Origin of the sequence: Pantoea sp. LS15, assembly GCF_012241585.1 — a bacterium.
Taxonomy (GTDB): Bacteria; Pseudomonadota; Gammaproteobacteria; order Enterobacterales; family Enterobacteriaceae; genus Enterobacter.
This window is the reverse complement of sequence record NZ_JAAVXA010000004.1, coordinates 1-19,728: the sequence shown is the minus strand read 5'-3', so window position 1 is coordinate 19,728 and position 19,728 is coordinate 1. Positions and strand designations below refer to the sequence as shown.

18 protein-coding genes and 2 pseudogenes are annotated in these 19,728 nt (G+C 53.0%); 15 read left to right on the top strand and 5 right to left on the bottom strand.

Annotated features, from left to right (window positions below):
- Position 1 precedes the first annotated feature (1 nt).
- The gene (gene xthA, locus HED65_RS07705) at positions 2-808 is read right to left on the bottom strand and encodes an exodeoxyribonuclease III (RefSeq protein WP_114978111.1); all 807 of its coding nucleotides are present in this window, start codon (positions 806-808) and stop codon (positions 2-4) included.
- 433 nt (positions 809-1,241) lie between these two features.
- Here xthA and astC point away from each other — a divergent pair, with 433 nt between their 5' ends.
- The 7 genes from astC to ves all read left to right on the top strand — a co-directional run bounded on the left by astC (position 1,242) and on the right by ves (position 8,962).
- On the top strand, positions 1,242-2,462 hold the full coding sequence (gene astC, locus HED65_RS07700) for a succinylornithine/acetylornithine transaminase (protein WP_114978110.1): 1,221 nt from the start codon (positions 1,242-1,244) through the stop codon (positions 2,460-2,462).
- Entirely contained in the window at positions 2,459-3,493 is a 1,035-nt protein-coding gene (gene astA / locus HED65_RS07695) for an arginine N-succinyltransferase (RefSeq protein ID WP_114978109.1), read from the top strand. The genes astC and astA overlap by 4 nt, the downstream gene beginning before the upstream one ends.
- Positions 3,490-4,977 carry a succinylglutamate-semialdehyde dehydrogenase gene (gene astD / locus HED65_RS07690; protein WP_114978108.1) on the top strand — a complete coding sequence of 496 codons (1,488 nt, stop codon included), beginning with the start codon at positions 3,490-3,492 and terminating at the stop codon, positions 4,975-4,977. The genes astA and astD overlap by 4 nt, the downstream gene beginning before the upstream one ends.
- Positions 4,964-6,289, top strand: a complete 1,326-nt coding sequence (gene astB / locus HED65_RS07685; RefSeq protein ID WP_114978107.1) for an N-succinylarginine dihydrolase — start codon at positions 4,964-4,966, stop codon at positions 6,287-6,289. Before astD ends, astB begins: the two co-directional genes overlap by 14 nt.
- Before the next feature lie 10 nt (positions 6,290-6,299).
- Positions 6,300-7,265, top strand: a complete 966-nt coding sequence (astE, locus tag HED65_RS07680; RefSeq protein ID WP_114978106.1) for a succinylglutamate desuccinylase — start codon at positions 6,300-6,302, stop codon at positions 7,263-7,265.
- Between the two features lie 338 nt (positions 7,266-7,603).
- Entirely contained in the window at positions 7,604-8,098 is a 495-nt protein-coding gene (spy, locus tag HED65_RS07675) for an ATP-independent periplasmic protein-refolding chaperone Spy (protein ID WP_114978105.1), read from the top strand.
- 297 nt (positions 8,099-8,395) lie between these two features.
- Positions 8,396-8,962 (top strand): environmental stress-induced protein Ves, encoded by a 567-nt coding sequence (ves, locus tag HED65_RS07670; protein WP_114978104.1) that lies wholly within the window; start codon positions 8,396-8,398, stop codon positions 8,960-8,962.
- Here the strand turns inward: ves and cho are convergent.
- Both cho and nadE read right to left on the bottom strand, forming a co-directional pair.
- Complete coding sequence (gene cho, locus HED65_RS07665; RefSeq protein ID WP_189338744.1) at positions 8,931-9,821, bottom strand: excinuclease Cho; 891 nt, start codon at positions 9,819-9,821, stop codon at positions 8,931-8,933. The two genes, ves and cho, sit on opposite strands and share 32 nt — an antisense overlap.
- Positions 9,822-9,925: 104 nt before the next feature.
- On the bottom strand, positions 9,926-10,753 hold the full coding sequence (gene nadE / locus HED65_RS07660) for an NAD(+) synthase (RefSeq protein WP_114978102.1): 828 nt from the start codon (positions 10,751-10,753) through the stop codon (positions 9,926-9,928).
- Positions 10,754-10,985: 232 nt separating this feature from the next.
- Here nadE and osmE point away from each other — a divergent pair, with 232 nt between their 5' ends.
- The 7 genes and pseudogenes from osmE to chbG all read left to right on the top strand — a co-directional run bounded on the left by osmE (position 10,986) and on the right by chbG (position 16,846).
- Positions 10,986-11,327 (top strand): osmotically-inducible lipoprotein OsmE, encoded by a 342-nt coding sequence (gene osmE, locus HED65_RS07655; protein ID WP_008500677.1) that lies wholly within the window; start codon positions 10,986-10,988, stop codon positions 11,325-11,327.
- Between the two features lie 284 nt (positions 11,328-11,611).
- On the top strand, positions 11,612-11,929 hold the full coding sequence (gene chbB, locus HED65_RS07650) for a PTS N,N'-diacetylchitobiose transporter subunit IIB (protein ID WP_014883474.1): 318 nt from the start codon (positions 11,612-11,614) through the stop codon (positions 11,927-11,929).
- A gap of 79 nt (positions 11,930-12,008) precedes the next feature.
- The gene (chbC, locus tag HED65_RS07645) at positions 12,009-13,367 is read left to right on the top strand and encodes a PTS N,N'-diacetylchitobiose transporter subunit IIC (protein WP_028017210.1); all 1,359 of its coding nucleotides are present in this window, start codon (positions 12,009-12,011) and stop codon (positions 13,365-13,367) included.
- A 47-nt stretch (positions 13,368-13,414) separates the two neighbouring features.
- Positions 13,415-13,762: a PTS N,N'-diacetylchitobiose transporter subunit IIA gene (chbA, locus tag HED65_RS07640; RefSeq protein ID WP_028017211.1), complete on the top strand. Its 348-nt coding sequence runs from the start codon at positions 13,415-13,417 to the stop codon at positions 13,760-13,762.
- An 11-nt stretch (positions 13,763-13,773) separates the two neighbouring features.
- Positions 13,774-14,610: pseudogene (gene chbR / locus HED65_RS07635) on the top strand (transcriptional regulator ChbR); the annotation flags it as partial.
- Between the two features lie 110 nt (positions 14,611-14,720).
- The gene (locus HED65_RS07630) at positions 14,721-16,076 is read left to right on the top strand and encodes a 6-phospho-beta-glucosidase (protein ID WP_114978101.1); all 1,356 of its coding nucleotides are present in this window, start codon (positions 14,721-14,723) and stop codon (positions 16,074-16,076) included.
- An 11-nt stretch (positions 16,077-16,087) separates the two neighbouring features.
- Positions 16,088-16,846: a chitin disaccharide deacetylase gene (chbG, locus tag HED65_RS07625; protein WP_114978100.1), complete on the top strand. Its 759-nt coding sequence runs from the start codon at positions 16,088-16,090 to the stop codon at positions 16,844-16,846.
- Between the two features lie 39 nt (positions 16,847-16,885).
- Here the strand turns inward: chbG and katE are convergent.
- Positions 16,886-19,135: pseudogene (gene katE, locus HED65_RS07620) on the bottom strand (catalase HPII).
- Between the two features lie 188 nt (positions 19,136-19,323).
- Between katE and cedA the strand changes: the two are divergent.
- Positions 19,324-19,578 carry a cell division activator CedA gene (gene cedA, locus HED65_RS07615; RefSeq protein WP_071845469.1) on the top strand — a complete coding sequence of 85 codons (255 nt, stop codon included), beginning with the start codon at positions 19,324-19,326 and terminating at the stop codon, positions 19,576-19,578.
- 53 nt (positions 19,579-19,631) lie between these two features.
- Here the strand turns inward: cedA and HED65_RS07610 are convergent.
- On the bottom strand, positions 19,632-19,728 hold a 97-nt coding region (locus tag HED65_RS07610; RefSeq protein WP_147279780.1), incomplete at its 5' end, for an IS3 family transposase.

The following is a 19,728-nucleotide window of genomic DNA, read 5'->3' as shown; positions in this document are numbered from 1 at the left end:
ATTACAGCTTGAATTTTGCCCAGACCGGCGCGTGATCGGATGGTTTTTCCATGCTGCGGATATCGTAGTCGATACCGGTTTCAATGCAGCGCTCTGCCAGTGGCGAGCTGGCCAGCAGCAGATCGATACGCAGGCCACGGTTGTCATCAAAGCCTTTTGAGCGGTAGTCAAACCAGGAGAAGCGGTCCTGTGTTTCCGGGTTGGCACTGCGGAACGTATCCACCAGCCCCCAGTCAAGCAGACGCGCCATCCACTCACGCTCTTCCGGCAGGAAAGAACATTTGCCGGTACGCAACCAGCGCTTGCGGCTGTCTTCTCCAATGCCGATATCGAGATCCGTCGGGCTAATATTCATATCGCCCATAATCAGCACCGGATTCTCTTTTTTCAGTTCGGTGGTCAGGTAGTCCTGCAGATCCTGGTAGAACTTTGCTTTGGCCGGGAATTTTGTCTCGTGGTCACGGCTCTCACCCTGCGGGAAGTAACCGTTAATGACCGTAATATTCCCGAGTGCAGAAGGCACTTCCGCCATGATAATGCGACGCTGTGCTTCTTCACCATCGCCAGGGAAGCCGCGGCGAACGGATACCGGTGGCGCTTTAGTGAGCAGCGCTACGCCATAGTGGCCTTTCTGTCCGTGATAAAAGACGTTGTAGCCGAGTTTCGCCACCTCTTCGAGGGGGAACATGTCGTCGTGAACTTTTGTCTCCTGCAGGCCGATCACATCTGGCTGATGTTGCTCAACGATAGCTTCAAGCTGATGAGGGCGGGCACGCAGGCCGTTGATATTAAAAGAGACAAATTTCATAGTCGCTGCCAGTGCAAGGTGAATAGTGCATGGATGGTAGCAGAATTTGCGTCAACTGTTACGGGGATTGACCAATAACTGCGACAGATAATGCCAGTGGTGCAATATTTGCACCATTCTGACGCGTCTCGCCCTCAAACAGGGCGTAAATGACAGATAAATTTCGCGAGCGATCACAATTCCAGAATTATATTTGGCCTCTGCATACTCTTTCTTATTTTCATGCGGCAAAGCGCCGCTTGCCGTAAAAATATTCACTTTTTATGCAATAACAGTGAATAACTCCATATTGTAACTTATTGATATTCTGTTGGCTCAACCCGTTTATGCATTTTTATCGCTGGCTGGCACGAAGGCTGCAATCTACATTCACAGTGCAAACACTCAATTATTTAACATTCAAATAACTTTTTATTTACCGGATGAGGTCGCTATGTCTCTGTCAATTACGCGTGAAAATTTCGATGAATGGATGATGCCAGTATACGCTCCGGCGGCTTTTATTCCGGTTCGTGGGGAAGGCTCACGCCTGTGGGACCAGCAGGGTAAAGAGTATATCGACTTTGCAGGTGGGATTGCGGTGAACGCGCTGGGCCATGCTCATCCGGCACTGCGTCAGGCACTGAACGACCAGGCGGCGAAGTTCTGGCATACCGGTAACGGGTTTACTAACGAGCCCGCTCTGCGTCTGGCGAAAAAACTGATCGATGCAACATTTGCCGAAAAGGTCTTTTTCTGTAACTCGGGGGCGGAAGCGAACGAAGCGGCGCTGAAGCTGGCGCGCAAATATGCACACGACAAGTTTGGCACGCACAAGAGCGGTATTGTGGCATTTAAGAACGCCTTCCACGGTCGTACGCTCTTTACCGTCAGTGCGGGGGGGCAGCCTTCTTACTCGCAGGATTTTGCACCGCTGCCGCCCGATATTCGTCACGGTATCTATAACGATCTGCAGTCTGCAAGCGAGTTGATTAACGACACCACCTGCGCGGTGATCGTCGAGCCGATGCAGGGCGAAGGCGGCGTGCTTCCGGCGCAAAAAGCGTTCCTGCAGGGGCTGCGCGAACTGTGCGATCGTCATAATGCGGTACTGATTTTTGATGAAGTGCAAACGGGTGTGGGCCGTACTGGTGAACTGTATGCTTACATGCACTACGGTGTAACGCCGGATGTCCTTTCGACTGCCAAAGCGCTGGGCGGCGGCTTCCCGATTGGGGCAATGCTGACCACCGATAAATTCGCCAGCGTGATGACCGTGGGGACCCATGGCACCACTTACGGCGGTAACCCGCTGGCCACCGCCGTGGCCGGACAGGTTCTCGACATCATTAACACTCCTGAGGTGTTGAAAGGGGTTAAACAGCGCCACGACTGGTTTGTTGAGCGCCTGAATGCCATCAACAGTAAGACCGGTCTGTTCAAAGAAATTCGTGGTCTGGGGCTGTTAATTGGCTGCGAGCTCACCGCTGAGTTTGCCGGAAAAGCGAAACTTATTTCGCAGGAAGCAGCAAAAATGGGTGTGATGGTGCTGATCGCCGGTGCCAATGTGGTGCGTTTTGCTCCTGCGCTGATTGTCAGCCAGGAAGAGGTGCAAACCGGTTTAGATCGCTTTGCGCTGGCCTGTGAACATGTGAAATCCGGGGTGTCATCATGATGGTCATCCGTCCCGTTGAGCGCGGCGATCTCGCCGGGCTCATGAAACTTGCCGGTAAGACGGGAGGTGGGTTGACCTCACTTCCCGCTGATGAAAAAACACTGTCGGCGCGCATTGAGCGCGCCCTGCAAACCTGGCAGGGGACGTTGCCAAAAAGCGAACAGGGTTATGTGTTCGTTCTTGAAGATACCGACACCGGTGCTGTGGCCGGGATTTGCGCCATCGAGGTGGCTGTTGGGTTAAACGACCCGTGGTACAACTACCGCGTCGGTACGATGGTTCATGCCTCGAAAGAGCTGAATGTCTATAACGCGCTGCCGACGCTGTTTCTCTGTAATGACCACACGGGGGCCAGCGAGCTCTGCACGCTGTTCCTCGACCCGGCGTGGCGTAAAGAGGGCAACGGTTACCTGCTCTCCAAATCACGTTTTATGTTTATGGCCGCCTTCCGCGACCGCTTTAACGAAAAGGTGGTCGCCGAGATGCGCGGCGTAATCGACGACAAAGGCTACTCACCGTTCTGGGAAAGCCTGGGCGAACGTTTCTTCTCGATGGAGTTCAGCCGGGCAGACTATCTGTGCGGTACCGGGCAGAAAGCATTTATCGCCGAGTTGATGCCGAAGCACCCCATCTATACCCATTTCTTAACTCCGGAAGCGCAGGCGGTGATTGGCGAAGTGCATCCGCAAACCGCGCCAGCCCGCGCAGTGCTGGAGAAAGAGGGCTTCCGCTACCGTAACTATGTCGACATCTTTGACGGTGGGCCTACGCTTGAGTGTGATATCGACCGCGTGCGTGCGATTCGTAAAAGTCGACTGGTTGAGGTCTCTGAAGGTCAGCCCGCACCGGGTGACTGGCCGGCATGTCTGGTGTCGAATGAGAATTACACCAACTTCCGTGCCATGCTGGTACGTACCAACCCGAAATGTGAACGTCTGGTGCTGACAGCTGCAGAACTGGATGCCCTGAAATGTAACGCCGGCGATACGGTTCGCCTGGTGCGTCTCTGCCCTGAGGAGAAAACAGCATGACATTATGGATTAACGGTGACTGGGTCACGGGTGAAGGCGAACAGCGAGTCAAGACCAATCCGGTAGGGAAAGAGGTGCTCTGGAAGGGGAATGACGCCAGTACCGCGCAGGTTGAACAAGCCTGCCATGCCGCTCGCCGCGCGTTTCCGGCGTGGGCAAAACAGCCTTTCGCCGTGCGTCAGGCCATTGTTGAAAAGTTTGCCGGTTTGCTGGAGGCGAACAAAGCCGAACTGACGCGCATCATCGCCTCTGAAACCAGTAAACCACGCTGGGAAGCAACAACCGAAGTAACGGCGATGATCAACAAAATTGCCATTTCGGTGAAGGCTTACCACACCCGTACCGGCGAGCAGTACACCGAGATGCCGGACGGCGCGGCCACGCTGCGCCACCGTCCGCACGGCGTGCTGGCGGTGTTCGGTCCGTACAACTTCCCGGGGCATCTGCCGAATGGCCACATTGTGCCCGCGCTGCTGGCAGGCAATACCGTTATTTTCAAGCCAAGTGAGCTCACGCCATTAACCGGCGAGGCGGTGGTGAAGCTGTGGGAACAAGCTGGATTGCCACCAGGTGTGCTGAATCTGGTGCAGGGTGGGCGTGAAACGGGTCAGGCGTTGAGTGCGTTGAGCGATATTGATGGTCTGTTGTTTACCGGCAGCGCCGGAACGGGCTATCAATTGCATCGCCAACTGGCGGGGCAGCCGGAAAAAATTCTGGCGCTGGAGATGGGCGGTAACAATCCACTGATCGTTGAAGACCCTGACGATATTGACGCTGCCGTGCATCTGACCATTCAGTCCGCCTTTATTACCGCCGGACAACGCTGTACCTGTTCCCGTCGCTTACTGGTAAAACGTGGTGCGCAGGGGGATGCCTTCCTGAAACGGCTGGTTGAGGTGAGCGCGCGTCTGGTACCCGCAACGTGGGATGCTGACCCGCAGCCGTTTATGGGCGGTCTGATTTCCGAGCAGGCGGCGTTAAATGTGCTGAAAGCCTGGCAGGATCATGTCGCGCGTGGTGCAAAAACCTTGCTGGAACCGAAGCTGGTTCAGCCAGGTACCTCGCTGCTGACGCCGGGCATTATTGAGATGAGCGGCGCGAGCAACGTGCCGGATGAAGAGGTCTTTGGCCCGCTGCTGTGCGTCTGGCGCTATGACGATTTTGATGCGGCGATTGCAATGGCCAATAACACCCGCTACGGCCTGTCGAGCGGGCTGATTTCTCCTCATCGCGAGAAGTTTGATCAGCTGCTGCTGGAAGCGCGCGCCGGGATTGTGAACTGGAATAAACCGCTGACCGGGGCAGCGAGCACTGCACCGTTTGGTGGCGTGGGTGCATCGGGCAACCATCGCGCCAGCGCGTGGTATGCCGCTGATTACTGCGCGTGGCCGATGGCGAGCCTGGAGACCCCGACCCTGACGCTGCCTGAAACGCTCAATCCGGGTCTGGACTTTACCGGAGGGGAACGTCATGAAAGCGCGTGAAGTCAACTTTGACGGCCTGGTGGGGCTGACGCACCACTATGCAGGCCTCTCTTTTGGTAATGAAGCCTCGACGAAGCATCGTTTTCAGGTTTCCAACCCGAAACTGGCGGCGAAGCAGGGTCTGTTGAAAATGAAAGCGTTGTCGGATGCAGGTTTCCCGCAGGCGGTTATTCCGCCGCAGGAGCGTCCAAACGTGGCAGTGTTGCGTCAACTTGGTTTCTCCGGCAGCGATGAGCAGGTGGTTGAAAAAGCGGGTACACAGACACCGCATCTGCTCTCTGCGGCAAGTTCTGCCTCATCAATGTGGGTGGCGAATGCGGCAACCGTCGCACCGTCTGCCGATACACTGGATGGCAAAGTCCATTTGACGGTGGCGAACCTGAATAACAAATTCCACCGCGCCACTGAAGCGGAAACCACCGAGCGCGTACTGCGCGCTATTTTCAGTCATGACGCTCATTTTGCGGTGCATCAGGCTCTGCCACAGGTGGCGATGTTTGGTGATGAGGGGGCTGCCAACCATAACCGCCTGGGGGGCGATTATGGCGACCCCGGTGTGCAGTTGTTTATCTACGGGCGTGAAGAGGGCGGTCATTCCGAACCCGTTCGCTATCCGGCCCGTCAGACGCTGGCGGCGAGTCAGGCAGTTGCCCGCCTGAATCAGGTCAATCCTTCGCAGGTGATTTTTGCTCAGCAAAATCCGCAGGTGATCGACCAGGGGGTGTTCCACAACGACGTGATTGCTGTCTCCAACCGCCAGGTACTGTTCTGCCATGAGCAGGCGTTTGCCCATCAGGAGAAGCTGCTCGCTACGTTGCATGAACGTGTGCCGGGTTTTATGCCGATCCAGGTGCCTACGCAGGCGGTCAGCGTGCAGGATGCAGTGGAAACCTATCTCTTCAACAGCCAGTTGTTGAGCCGTGACGATGGCAGCATGATGCTGGTGCTACCGCAGGAGTCCCGGGATCATAAAGGGGTGTGGCGTTATCTGTCAGAGCTGGTTAAGGCTGATAACCCAATTGACGAACTGCGCGTTTTTGATCTGCGTGAAAGTATGGCCAACGGTGGTGGGCCAGCCTGTCTGCGCCTGCGCGTGGTACTGACGCAGAATGAAATGCAGGCCGTTAACCCGGCAGTGATGATGAACGAGACGCTGTTTAACACTCTGAACGACTGGGTGGATCGTTACTATCGTGACCGGTTAACGCAGGCCGACCTGGTCGACCCTCAGCTGCTGCGCGAAGGTCGTGAGGCGCTCGACGCGTTGACATCAATCCTGCAACTGGGATCGGTTTATCCGTTCCAGCGCTAAAGGAGTGAGTATGGAAAATCTACTGGCGCTGACCCTGGCTGATGAAACGCCTGAGCAGAGTGAGGGGGAGGGCCCCTCATTCCACTGGCGCTGGTTGGGGCGCGGAGTGCTTGAGCTGACGCCGACTGCAAAAAGCGATCTGTCACTGCTGCTTTCAACGGGGATTCATGGAAATGAAACGGCACCCGTTGAGATTGTCGATCTGCTGTTGCGCGCGTTGTATCGCGGAGATATCACCCTTAAGTGTCGTGTGCTGGTGGTGCTCGGCAACCCACCAGCGCTGGCACAAAACAAACGGTATCTGGTGAGTGATATTAACCGTATGTTCGGTGGCCGCTGGTCGCAGTTTCCACAGAGTGACGAAACGGCGCGGGCAGAGTGGCTGGAGAAGGTCGTGAGCGCGTTTTTTGCCGCTGCGGGGCCTGTACGCTGGCATCTTGATCTGCATACGGCGATCCGCGCGTCTTACCATGTTCGCTTTGGTGTTCTGCCGCAGCGTAATCAGCCGTGGGATGAAGCGTTCCTGAGCTGGCTGGGGGACGCCGGGCTGGAGGCGTTAGTCTTTCATCAGTCACCGGGCGGAACGTTTACCCATTTTACCTGTGAACATTTCGCTGCACTGGCCTGTACGCTGGAACTGGGAAAAGCACTCCCGTTCGGCGAGAACGATCTAACCCGCTTTGCGCCTACGCATCTCGCCCTTAGGGCGCTGCTGGGAGGAACAGCCCCCGAGCATGTGCATCAGCCCGTTGAGCGGTATCGGGTCGTACAGCAGATCACACGCCGCAGCGATGCCTTCCTGCTTCATATGGCCGCACACACGCTTAACTTCACCCCATTCCGTAAAGGTGTCCTGTTGGCGGAAGATGGCGAGGATCGTTATGAAGTGCAGAAAGCAACGGAATATGTGTTGTTTCCTAACCCGTCAGTAGCGTTTGGTTTGCGAGCCGGGTTGATGCTGGAAAAAATCTCCTGAGTGTTTCCCCTCTCATCCTCTGAGGGGGGAAGTAAAAAACCTTTTCTTAACGATTAAAGCGTTAGCACTTCGTTTGCAGAATATTCCTGGTGAATTGCTTTATTATTAATCTTCACTTCGTTATACTTCCACTAAATTGCTTTAAAATCAGCACATTGATTATTTTTTGTTGCAACTCTCCACGCTTTATCCTTATTTCCTCCATATTTGGCGAAAATTTGTTTTTTACACTTTCATTGTTTTACCGTTGCTCTGACTAATTGACGATAAAGCTCGTAAAGTTAATCTCGTCAACACGGCATAGCGCCGAAGAAAAACTGAAAGAAAGGAAATAAATTATGCGTAAACTTACTGCACTGTTTGTTGCTTCTACCCTGGCTCTGGGCGCTACCAGCATGGCGTTCGCCGCAGATACAACCACCACCACTGCCGCGCCAACTGAAGGCAAAATGATGATGCATCACCAGGGCAAGCCGGGTATGCACAATGAGATGATGATGTTCAAAGATCTGAACCTGACGGATGCGCAGAAGCAGCAGATCCGCGATATCAGAAAAAGTCAGCGCGACGAAATGAAGCGCCCGCCGGTTGAAGAGCGTCGCGCGATGCATGACATCATCGCCAGCGATAGCTTCGATAAGGCGAAAGCTGAAGCGCAGATCGACAAAATGGCTGCGCAGCACAAAGCCCGCATGCTGGCTCACATGGAAACCCAGAACAAGATCTACAACATTCTGACCCCGGAACAGAAAAAACAATTTAATGCGAATTTTGAGAAGCGTCTGACAGAACGTCCGGCGATGGAAGGTAAAATGCCAGCACCAACCGAATAATCGGTTCAACATCTTAAGACCGCCGGGATCCTGTCCACAAAAGTGCTACCGCTGTGGACAGGACCGGCGGTTTTTCTTTCCTTCCCTCTTGCCTGCCGCCGTGGGCGCGGTATGCTCCTGTAGTCGCTTCAGAGAATGCTCGCAGAGTCATGACGTTAGAATTTTTATTAACGTTCCGTTAATGCCTGCCCGCTCTGCTGCCGATACTGTGTCTGTGGATCCCTAACGATAACAAACAAGACAGCAAAGATAGCAATATCCTTGCCCTGGTGCAGATTGTGCCATTCAGGAGTGGTGATGGAGTTCTTTGATATCCGTAAGATGCCGGTCAGTCTCTGGCGCAATGGTGCTGGCGAAACGCGAGAAATTTGTTGTTTTCCTCCCGCGACGCGGGATTTCTTCTGGCGTGCAAGTATTGCGACTATCGCCAGCAACGGTGAATTCTCCTCTTTTCCCGGTGTTGATCGGGTGATTACGTTACTGGAAGGGGGGGAGGTGACGCTGGATGCAGGTCAGGCGTTCTGCCATACCCTGAAACAGCATAAGCCTTACAGCTTTCCTGGCGATCTACCGGTAAAAGCACTGCTTGCGGATGGAAAGATGGCAATGGATTTCAACATCATGACCCGGCGAGATTGCTGTCAGGCAAAAGTTCGTGTTGCTGACCGTACTTTTACCACCTTTGGTTCCCGGGGCGGCGTGGTGTTCGTGTTAAGTGGCGCGTGGCAGTTGGGTGATAAATTGCTGACGGCCGATCAGGGTGCATTCTGGGAAGAGGGCACCCATACACTCCGTCTGCTGGAGGCTGAGGGCACCTTATTGTTCAGTGAAATTAACTGGCTGCCGGGTCACTCAGCACAATGATCTCATATTTGCCGGTTAATACCGGCTTACAGAGTATCTTGTATCCGTCTTGATCGAATCCGGCGGGTGTGCGTAACAAGGTTGCTGCGTCGTTTATATTGTCAACGGCGCCCAGCCAAAGCCAGTTATTGATGATGTGATACTGGGTCATCGCTTCACCCACTTCTTTTAGTGCAACGGCACTTTCCCACGGCCAGCAGGCGACACTGATGGCTGCCAGCCCGCTGAGAAGCCGGGCATGATGTTCCTCAACGCTTTCTTTCCCACAGCAAGCACCTGCGCAGCGCTTCAGAGCAGCTCGGAAACAGGCGCGCCCACGGGTGGTTGCCTCCAGACCCAACAGGCTGTAACAAAGCTGTAAATCATCCGCCAGCGTTTGCAGAGCCTGAAGTGCCGCACGTTTATTTGCGAATAAGCCGTAGAGATTTGGGGCATGTGAAAAGTCGACTTCACGTGCGTAGACAATCTGCGGTTTGCCTGCGGTTATCTGCAGGGAGCAAAGCTGACGATTGCGGCGCAAGCGTTTATTGAACAGCGGTTGTTGCTCTTTGATCAGTCGGGCTTCAAGCAACAGCGCGCCCATTTCTCCTGCAGTCTGAACCCAGGTAATGCGTCGTGACTGGCGCAGCATGGCGGCCTCGTCCGGCGTACGGAGATGGGATAATACCCGGCTGCGAATATTGACGCTTTTACCGATGTAGAGTGGCAGGGTGTCACTCTCACCGTGAAAGATGTACACACCTGGCTGTTTAGGCAATGCTTCCAGCCATGGGCGAAGGTGCTCGGGATATTCGTAGATAGCCGCCGCTTCAAACTCAAGACGCGGGGCGGATTGACGCCTGCTCACATACCACTCCATATACTGTTCAGGTATACAGTGTAGCAGGTGTGTGGTGGTTAAAAAAGAGCCGGGTGGCGGCTTCGCCTTACCCGGTCTACATAATGTGGGTTACCGTTTTGCTTTTATTTTTTCCAGAAGTCGTCGAATACGGTAATTGGCGGGCGACGCTTGTGCTCTGTTTTCAGATACCAGCCTTCGATGATTTTCGCGGTACCTTCATCCAGTTTTTTGCCTTCCAGATAATCATCAATGTTGTCATAGGTGACACCAAGCGCGGCTTCATCCGGCAGGGAAGGGCGATCGTCTTCCAGATCCGCCGTTGGCGCTTTCTTATACAGATGCTCAGGGCAGCCCAGCGCGGCAAGCAGTTGCTTACCCTGACGCTTGTTCAGACGGAAGATGGGGTTGATGTCGGTGCCGCCGTCGCCATATTTGGTGAAGAAACCAGTGATCGCTTCTGCCGCATGGTCGGTTCCAACAACTACACCTTTGGTCATCCCGGCGATGCTGTACTGCGCTTTCATGCGCTCGCGGGCTTTCTCGTTCCCACGAACAAAATCACTCAATTCTATGCCGGCTTCGCGCAGCGCCTGCTCGCTTGCCAGCACGGAGCCTTTAATATTCACGGTAAGCACGCGGTCCGGCTGAATGAATGTGATGGCATCCTGGCAATCCTGCTCGTCTGCCTGTACGCCATACGGAAGACGCACGGCGATAAACTGCAGTTTCTCATCACCCGTCTCTTCGCGAAGCTCTGAAATTGCCATCTGGCAGAGTTTACCGGTGAGGGTAGAGTCCTGGCCCCCGCTGATGCCCAGCACCAGGGATTTCAGGAAAGGGTTCGTTTTTAAATACGCTTTTAAAAAATCCACGCTGCGGCGGATCTCTTCATGTGCGTCAATCGCAGGCTTCGCGCCCAGCGCCTGAATAATCTCTTGTTGCAGAGCCATCATGCCCTCCGTATGCAGAACATAAACCGAAAGTATTTACTGCTAAAACTAACCCTTTGGGCGAGAAACGACAAGGATCACAGTTTTGAGTGCGCTAATTTGCGGCGATTTAGCAGGTTATCATTGTTTTATTAGAATTTTCCGAAATTCCTCTGGCGTAATTCACAAAGTTGAACAATCGTACTTTTTATTCCATGCTTAGATAACACGCTGATAAACAAGAGGACGGAATATGAACAAGAACGTAGCGGGAATTCTTAGCGCAGCGGCAGTACTGACTATGCTGGCAGGGTGTACAGCTTATGATCGCACCAAAGATCAGTTCACACAGCCGGTGGTTAAAGATGTCAAAAAAGGTATGACCCGTTCGCAGGTGGCTGCGATTGCCGGTAAACCTTCTTCTGAAGTGACAATGATCCATGCGAAGGGGACATGCCAGACCTATATCCTGGGTCAACGTGATGGTAAGGCAGAGACCTACTTTGTCGCCCTGGATGATACCGGTCATGTGATTAACTCCGGTTATCAGACCTGTGCTGAATACGACACCGATCCGCAAGCTCCTAAGGCGTAGCAACCCTGCTTACCTGAGGATGTTAACAAACCGACCTGCGGGTCGGTTTTTTTATGCATATAAAAATCTTATTTCTTTGCGCGAATTATTTGCCCGAAATGTGAAGGGAGTCAACAAGCCAGGTCAATGAGAGACAATTTGAGTCTGTTCAGAATTATCTCCTGTCTGTACCATTGCGTATACTCACTCCAACGACAAACAACAATACGCAAGCTACCTGTCTGCCGGGACAGCGAGTCGAGTGATAGCAAGATGGCAGGTAGTCATACAAGAGGGAAATTATGATGGAAAAGAAACATATTTACCTGTTCTGCTCAGCGGGCATGTCAACCTCGCTTCTGGTGTCAAAGATGCGTGCACAAGCTGAAAAGTATGAAGTCCCTGTGGTGATTGAAGCGTTTCCTGAGACGCTGGCGGGCGAAAAAGGCCAGAAAGCCGACGTCGTTTTACTGGGGCCGCAAATCGCCTATATGTTACCCGAAATTCAACGACTGTTACCGAATAAACCGGTCGAAGTGATCGATTCAGGGCTGTACGGCAAGATTGATGGTTTAGGTGTACTGAAAGCTGCTGTGGCAGCCATTAAAAAAGCTGCTAATTAATTTTTATTTTTCCCGTCAAAGAGTTATTTCACAAACAATACGCCGTAACTTGTGTTGCGGCATTTAAGGGTATTTTCCTATGAGTAAAGTTATCGCTTCACTTGAAAAGGTACTCCTTCCTTTTGCTGTTAAAATAGGAAAGCAGCCTCACGTTAATGCCATCAAAAACGGCTTTATTAAATTAATGCCGTTGACGCTGGCCGGGGCAATGTTCGTTTTAATTAACAACGTTTTTCTGAGCTTTGGTGAAGGTTCCTTCTTTTATTCATTAGGAATTCGGTTAGACGCTTCGACTATTGAAACCCTTAACGGTTTTAAAGCCATCGGCGGCAACGTCTATAACGGGACGTTAGGTATTATGTCGCTGATGGCGCCTTTCTTTATAGGGATGGCGCTGGCAGAAGAGCGGAAAGTGGATCCACTGGCCGCTGGTTTATTATCCGTTGCCGCATTTATGACCGTGACTCCATACAGTGTCGGTGAGGCGTATGCGGTGGGCGCCAACTGGCTGGGTGGGGCCAATATCATCTCCGGTATTGTTATCGGACTGGTGGTGGCGGAGATGTTCACCTTTATTATTCGTCGAAACTGGGTTATCCGTTTGCCAGATAGCGTTCCGGCTTCGGTTTCTCGTTCATTTTCCGCGTTGATTCCAGGCTTCATTATTCTTTCCATCATGGGGATTATCGCCTGGGCGCTTTCTCACTGGGGCACTAACTTCCATCAGATCATCATGGACTCTATCTCTACGCCGCTGGCGTCAATGGGTGGAGTGGTCGGTTGGGCGTATGTGATTTTCACTTCTCTGCTGTGGTTCTTTGGCGTGCATGGTTCACTGGCACTGGCTGCGCTGGACAGCGGGATTATGACCCCATGGGCACTGGAAAACGTTGCACTTTACCAGCAGTACGGCTCCGTTGACGCGGCGCTGGCAGCGGGTAAAACCTTCCATGTGTGGGCGAAGCCGATGCTTGACTCCTATATCTTCCTGGGCGGTACCGGGGCGACCTTGGGTCTGATCATCGCGGTCTTTATTGTCTCTCGTCGTGCTGACTACCGTCAGGTGGCGAAACTGGCGCTGCCTTCAGGTATCTTCCAGATTAACGAACCGATCCTGTTTGGTCTGCCAATCATCATGAACCCGGTGATGTTCATCCCGTTCATTCTGATTCAGCCGCTGCTGGCAGCCATTACCCTGACAGCCTATTACATGGGGATCATTCCACCCATCACCAACATTGCACCATGGACAATGCCGGCGGGTCTGGGCGCGTTCTTCAACACCAACGGTAGCGTGGCGGCCTTCCTGCTGGCGATATTCAACCTCGGGATTGCAACACTGCTTTACATGCCATTCGTGGCGATTGCGAACAAAGCAGCAACCATCATTGATGAAGAAGAGAGCGAAGAGGATATTGCCCTCTCACTGAAATTCTAAGATTGACCGGCGCGGGGAAACCCGCGCCAGCCACAAGGAGCTTAAACATGTTAGATTTGGATAGTATTGTTGCAGAAGAAAGCGCAGAGAACGATCTCGAAGAAGTGGTGATGGGGCTCATCATCAATTCCGGACAAGCCCGCAGCCTGGCCTATGCCGCCCTCAAGCAGGCTAAACAGGGTGATTTCGCCGCCGCGAAAACCATGATGGATCAGTCCCGTACGGCGCTGAATGAAGCGCACCTGGTGCAGACGAAGCTCATCGAAGGTGACCAGGGGGAAGGGAAGATGAAGGTTAGCCTGGTGCTGGTACACGCGCAGGATCACCTGATGACGTCGATGCTGGCACGCGAGCTGGTGGCGGAGTTAATTGAGCTTCACGAGAAAATGCAGTAAGTCAGGTCAGGCAGCAGGAGGTCAGCACGATGGAAATTAAAACCGCACTTGAGCAGCAACTGTTTAATGGCAAGAATTTTCACGTGGTCATTTACAACAAAACGGAGAGCGCCAGCGGTCTGCACCAGCATGACTACTATGAGTTCACGATTGTTCTGACCGGCCGCTATTACCAGGAAATCAACGGTAAGCGCGTCCTGCTTGAACGGGGAGATTTTGTCTTCCTGCCGATGGGATCCTATCACCAGAGCTTCTACGAATTTGGCGCCACACGCATTCTGAATGTGGGCGTCAGCAGACGCTTCTTTGAGAAGCACTATCTGCCGCTGGTACCGTTCTGCTTTGTGGCATCACAGGTCTATCGCGTCAAAAACGAGTTTATGACCTGGATTGAAACGGTTATCGCCTCGCTTAACTTCCGCGACAATGAATTTGATGAGTTTATTGAAACGGTGACATTCTATGTGATGAACCGGCTGCGCCATCATCGCGAAGAGCAGCAGGTGACGGATGATGTTCCGCAATGGCTGCGCGGTACCGTGGAACTGATGCACGATAAAGGGCAGTTCAGTGAAAATGCGCTGGAGAATATGGTTTCACTGTCGGGAAAATCGCAGGAATATCTGACCCGCGCGACACAGCGTTATTATCGTAAAACACCTGTGCAAATTATTAATGAAATCCGCATTAATTTTGCCAAAAAACAGCTGGAAATTACCAACTATTCTGTCACCGATATTGCTTACGAATCCGGATACAGTAGCCCCAGTCTGTTTATTAAAACCTTTAAGAAATTGACATCGTTCACCCCGAACAGTTACCGGAAAAACTTGACGGTAATTAATTAACTTTCGGCGGATTTACCCGCCACGAATATTGCCTTGATTGCTTGCCCAAATAGCGGGAAGAGTACGCTATACCTTGCAGGCGATTAACCTGATACGCTAAGGGAGATATTATGCAAAAGAAATTAAAAGTCGTAACCATTGGTGGCGGCAGCAGTTATACCCCGGAATTACTTGAAGGTTTCCTGAAACGTTATCATGAATTACCGGTTAGCGAGTTATGGCTGGTTGACGTTGAGGAAGGCCAGGAGAAACTGAATATTATTTTCGACCTGTGCAAGCGCATGGTTGAGAACGCCGGCGTGCCTTTAACCGTGCATAAAACCCTGGACCGCCGACTGGCGCTGAAAGATGCTGACTTCGTGACCACCCAACTGCGCGTGGGTCAGTTAAAGGCGCGTGAACTGGACGAACGCATTCCACTGAGTCACGGTTATCTGGGACAAGAGACCAACGGCGCGGGCGGCCTGTTCAAAGGTTTGCGTACCATCCCAGTCATTTTCGACATCATCAAAGATGTCGAAGAGATTTGCCCGAACGCATGGGTGATTAACTTTACCAACCCGGCCGGGATGGTGACCGAGGCGGTCTATCGCCATACGGGTTTCAAACGCTTTATCGGCGTCTGTAATATTCCGATTGGCATGAAGATGTTTATCCGCGACGTTCTGGAACTGACCGACAACGACGATCTCTCCATCGATCTGTTCGGCCTGAACCACATGGTGTTTATCAAAGATGTCATTGTGAACGGAAAATCACGCTTTGCTGAACTGCTCGACGGCGTGGCTTCCGGTCGCCTGACCGCGGCGTCCGTGAAAAACATCTTTGACCTGCCGTTCAGTGAAGGGCTGATCCGCTCGCTGAATCTGCTGCCATGCTCGTACCTGCTTTACTACTTTAAGCAGAAAGAGATGCTGGCTATCGAAATGGGCGAGTACTATAAGGGCGGCGCACGTGCTCAGATAGTCCAGAAAGTGGAGAAGCAGCTGTTCGATTTGTATAAAGATCCGAACCTGAACGTCAAACCGAAAGAGCTGGAGCAGCGCGGCGGGGCGTATTACTCCGATGCAGCGTGTGAAGTTATCAATGCCATTTACAACGATAAGCAAGCGGAGCATTACGTTAATGTGCCGCATCATGGCCATATCGACAACATTCCGGCTGACTGGGCCATCGAGATGACCTGTATTCTGGGGCGTGATGGGGCGAAACCACATCCGCGCATCACTCACTTTGATGACAAAGTCATGGGCCTGATTCACACCATCAAAGGATTTGAAGTGGCTGCCAGTCATGCGGCGTTAAGCGGTGAGCTTAATGACGTGCTGCTGGCACTGAACCTCAGCCCGCTGGTACATTCTGATCGCGATGCGGAGCAACTGGCCAGTGAGATGATTCTGGCGCATGAAAAATGGTTGCCGAACTTTGCTGCAACAATAGAGAAGCTGAAGTTCAAGCACCGTTAAGGGGATGCGCAATGGAAAACCTGCTGATCGTCAATGCTGATGATTTTGGTCTCTCCAGAGGTCAAAACTACGGCATTATTGAAGCCTGCCGTCGGGGGATCGTAACCTCTACAACGGCACTGGTTAATGGTGAAGCGGTTGAACACGCGGCGCAGTTGAGCCGCGACGTTCCGGCGCTGGGCGTCGGCATGCACTTTGTGTTGACACTTGGGATGCCGCTTTCGCAGATGCCAGGTCTGACTCGCGACGGACAGCTGGGTAAGTGGATTTGGGAACTGGCGGAGCAGGATGCTCTGCCGCTCGAAGAAATTACCCGTGAGCTGGACTGTCAGTTCAACCGCTTTGTTGATGTGTTTGGCAAGGAGCCGACGCACATAGACAGTCACCATCACGTGCATATGATCCCGGCAATTTTCCCAATTGTCGCGGAGTTTGCGCGACGCAAAGGGGTAGCGATGCGCGTGGATCGTGACGTGCAGGTGCTGCACGGCTTGTCATTCTTCTCTGTGCCCACAACGGACGGATTCAGTAGTGCGTTTTACGGCGAAGAGATCAGTGAAGCACTATTCCTGAAAGTGCTGGATGATTCGGCCGCCCGAGGTGAAAAGTCGGTGGAAGTGATGGCGCACCCTGCTTTTGTTGATAACACGGTACGCAAGAGCGCCTACTGCTGGCCAAGACTGGCGGAACTGGATGTGCTGACGTCGGCATCGCTGAAGTACGCGGTTGCCGAGCGCGGATATCGGTTGGGAACGTTCAGGGATCTGTAAGAAGTGCCGGGGGGCGGTTTCGCCTTACCCGGCATTTTTTTACGCCGGTATCTGGGCAATCTTACTGCTGCGCGACCAGACGCGGTGAACAGCGAGCAAATCAAACAGTTTCGTCATAAACGCGTCATTGACGTTATCGCCCTCCACAATGCCATCCTCACCCTGATCCGCCACCTTCAACTGCGCTTTAAACTGTCGCGCATCGCCGGATAGCGCGATCGGTTTAAGGTGCTTATAGGCTTCCAGCAAGTAATAGATGGCGTCACCGTTGGTCAGCAGGCTGTTAATATCCCCGCACGGCACAATTACCGCATCGACGGTTAGCGATGGCGCACCGGCAAAGGTCGCCGCTACCGGCAGCACGGAGCCATCATCGGCGGTCACTTCCCCCATGCGGGAATAAAGCAGTTTCGCATGCACGCCCTGGGTTTTCAGCGCCTGCATAATTCCCAGCACATCACTGGCGCGGGTTTTATCATTCAGCAGAATGGCGACCACGCGGCCTTTAATTGAGCCACCCGGCACTGCATACAGACTCAGTGACGGATCTTTTTTCACCCCATTAACCGCTTTTGGCGGCGCCAGGTTGCGTTGCTCATCGGTGAGCGTAATACCCAGGTTATCCGCCACGCTCTGAGCAAGCTGAATATCAATATGCGCCAGCTGATCGACCACGCGCTCGCGGATGTAAGTTCGCACCACTTTACTGAGTTCAAAGCTGAAGCCGCCGATAATGTGCTGTTGCTCTATCGGCGTCTGGCTGTTCCAGAACAGGCGAGGGTGGGCGTAATACTCGCCGAACGAGGGGCTGCGTTCGCGAATTTTGTTACCATCGATACGCTCCTGATACGATTCGAATCCACCGCGTTACGGCCCGGGAGGGGTTTCGCGCGGCCAGTTATCGTTGATGGAGTTTGGCTCATAGTTAGCCGGGTTAGTATCAATATCCTGACGATGCATCCCGTCGCGCTGGAAGTTGTGGTACGGGCAGGTTGGACGGTTTATCGGAATTTCGTGGAAATTCGGCCCACCAAGACGGCTGATCTGCGTATCGGTATACGAGAACAGGCGTCCCTGCAAGAGCGGATCGTTGGTGAAGTCCAGCCCCGGTACGATGTGCCCCGGGTGGAACGCGACCTGTTCGTTTTCGGTAAAGAAATTATCCGGGTTGCGGTTGAGCACCATTTTCCCCACCAGCTGAACCGGCACTAGCTCTTCCGGGATCAGCTTCGTCGGGTCAAGAAGATCGAAATCGAACTTACATTCGTCCTCTTCCGGAATGAGTTGCAGGCCAAGTTCATACTCCGGGAAATCACCCGCTTCAATGGACTCCCACAGCTCGCGGCGATGGAAGTCCGGATCGCGTCCGGTCAGCTTCTGCGCTTCGTCCCACACCAGCGAGGCTTTACCCGCTACAGGCTTCCAGTGGAAACGGACAAACGTGGCTTTACCTTCGGCGTTGATCAGACGGAAGGTATGGATGCCAAATCCCTCCATCGTACGATAACTGCGCGGAATGCCCCTGTCTGACATCGCCCACATCACGTTGTGTAATGTTTCAGGCTGCAGGGAGACATAGTCCCAGAAGGTGTCGTGCGCACTTTGTCCCTGCGGTATGGCCCAGTGGGGCTCCGGTTTTACCGCATGGACAAAGTCAGGAAATTTATGCGCATCCTGAATGAAGAACACCGGGGTGTTATTGCCCACCAGATCGAAAATACCCTCTTCGGTATAAAATTTAGTGGCAAAGCCGCGGATATCTCTGACGGTGTCTGCCGAACCCGCGCCACCCTGTACGGTGGAGAAACGTACAAACACCGGTGTGATTTTATCCGGGTCGGAGAGGAAATCCGCTTTGGTGATCGCTTTCAGACTCTTATAGGGCTGAAAGTAGCCGTGCGCCGCGGAACCGCGGGCGTGGACGATGCGTTCCGGTATCCGTTCGTGGTCAAAATGGGTGATTTTTTCCCGCAGGATAAAATCTTCCAGAAGGGTCGGCCCACGTGCGCCTGCGCGGAGGGAGTTCTGATCGTCAGCAATGCGCACCCCCTGATTGGTGGTGAGCGCAAAACCTTCACCGCCTTTACGGTGTGGCTCAAGAGCTTTCAGCTTCTCATTTCCCGTGTCCGGTGATTTTATGCTTCCCGGTGCGGTAGGTTGTTCGCCTGGGGCAGAAGGGCCGGGTGAGGGGCGGTGAGAGCCGTCAGCAGGGGCGAGAGAGTCCATCCCCGGTTGAGATTCTTCAGTGCCATGAATCGGTGATAGATGTGTTTTATCTTTGTTCGACATTGCACGATTCTCCTTGATTCATTGCTAAAAGACCTTTTAAGGATAGGACAATGTCGCAGGATGGTTTGCTAACTAAGAGTTTTCACATACCGCCATTAACGAAAGGAGTCATCTCACCCACTCGGAGCGCGACGGAAGGTAGCAGGATCGGCTATCATAGAATTTTCCTGCTTCAAGAATTTGTTTTAGTGAACCAGCCGCTTATGAAACCTCTTCGTCAACAAAACCGCCAGGTTATTAGCTATGTGCCCCGCGTTGAACCCGCGCCGCCTGACCATGCCCTGAAAGTGGAGGGTTTTCGCGACGTCTGGCAGTTGCGGGGGAAATATGTTGCGTTTGTCCTGATCGGCGAACATTTCCGTCGTTCACCTACTTTTACAGTGCCGGAATCCGCGCAACGGTGGGCGATGCAGATCCGCCAGGATGAAGAGGTTGAAGAATAACAGCCATAAAAAAACCGCCATCATGAAGTGAACCCCATATATTGGACACTTTCTTAACTGGCGGCTGACATGGCCTGAGTTCGGTATTGTACCGGACTCAGGCCGTTTAGTTTTAGCTTGATTCGTTCGTTGTTGTAGTAGTGGATGTAC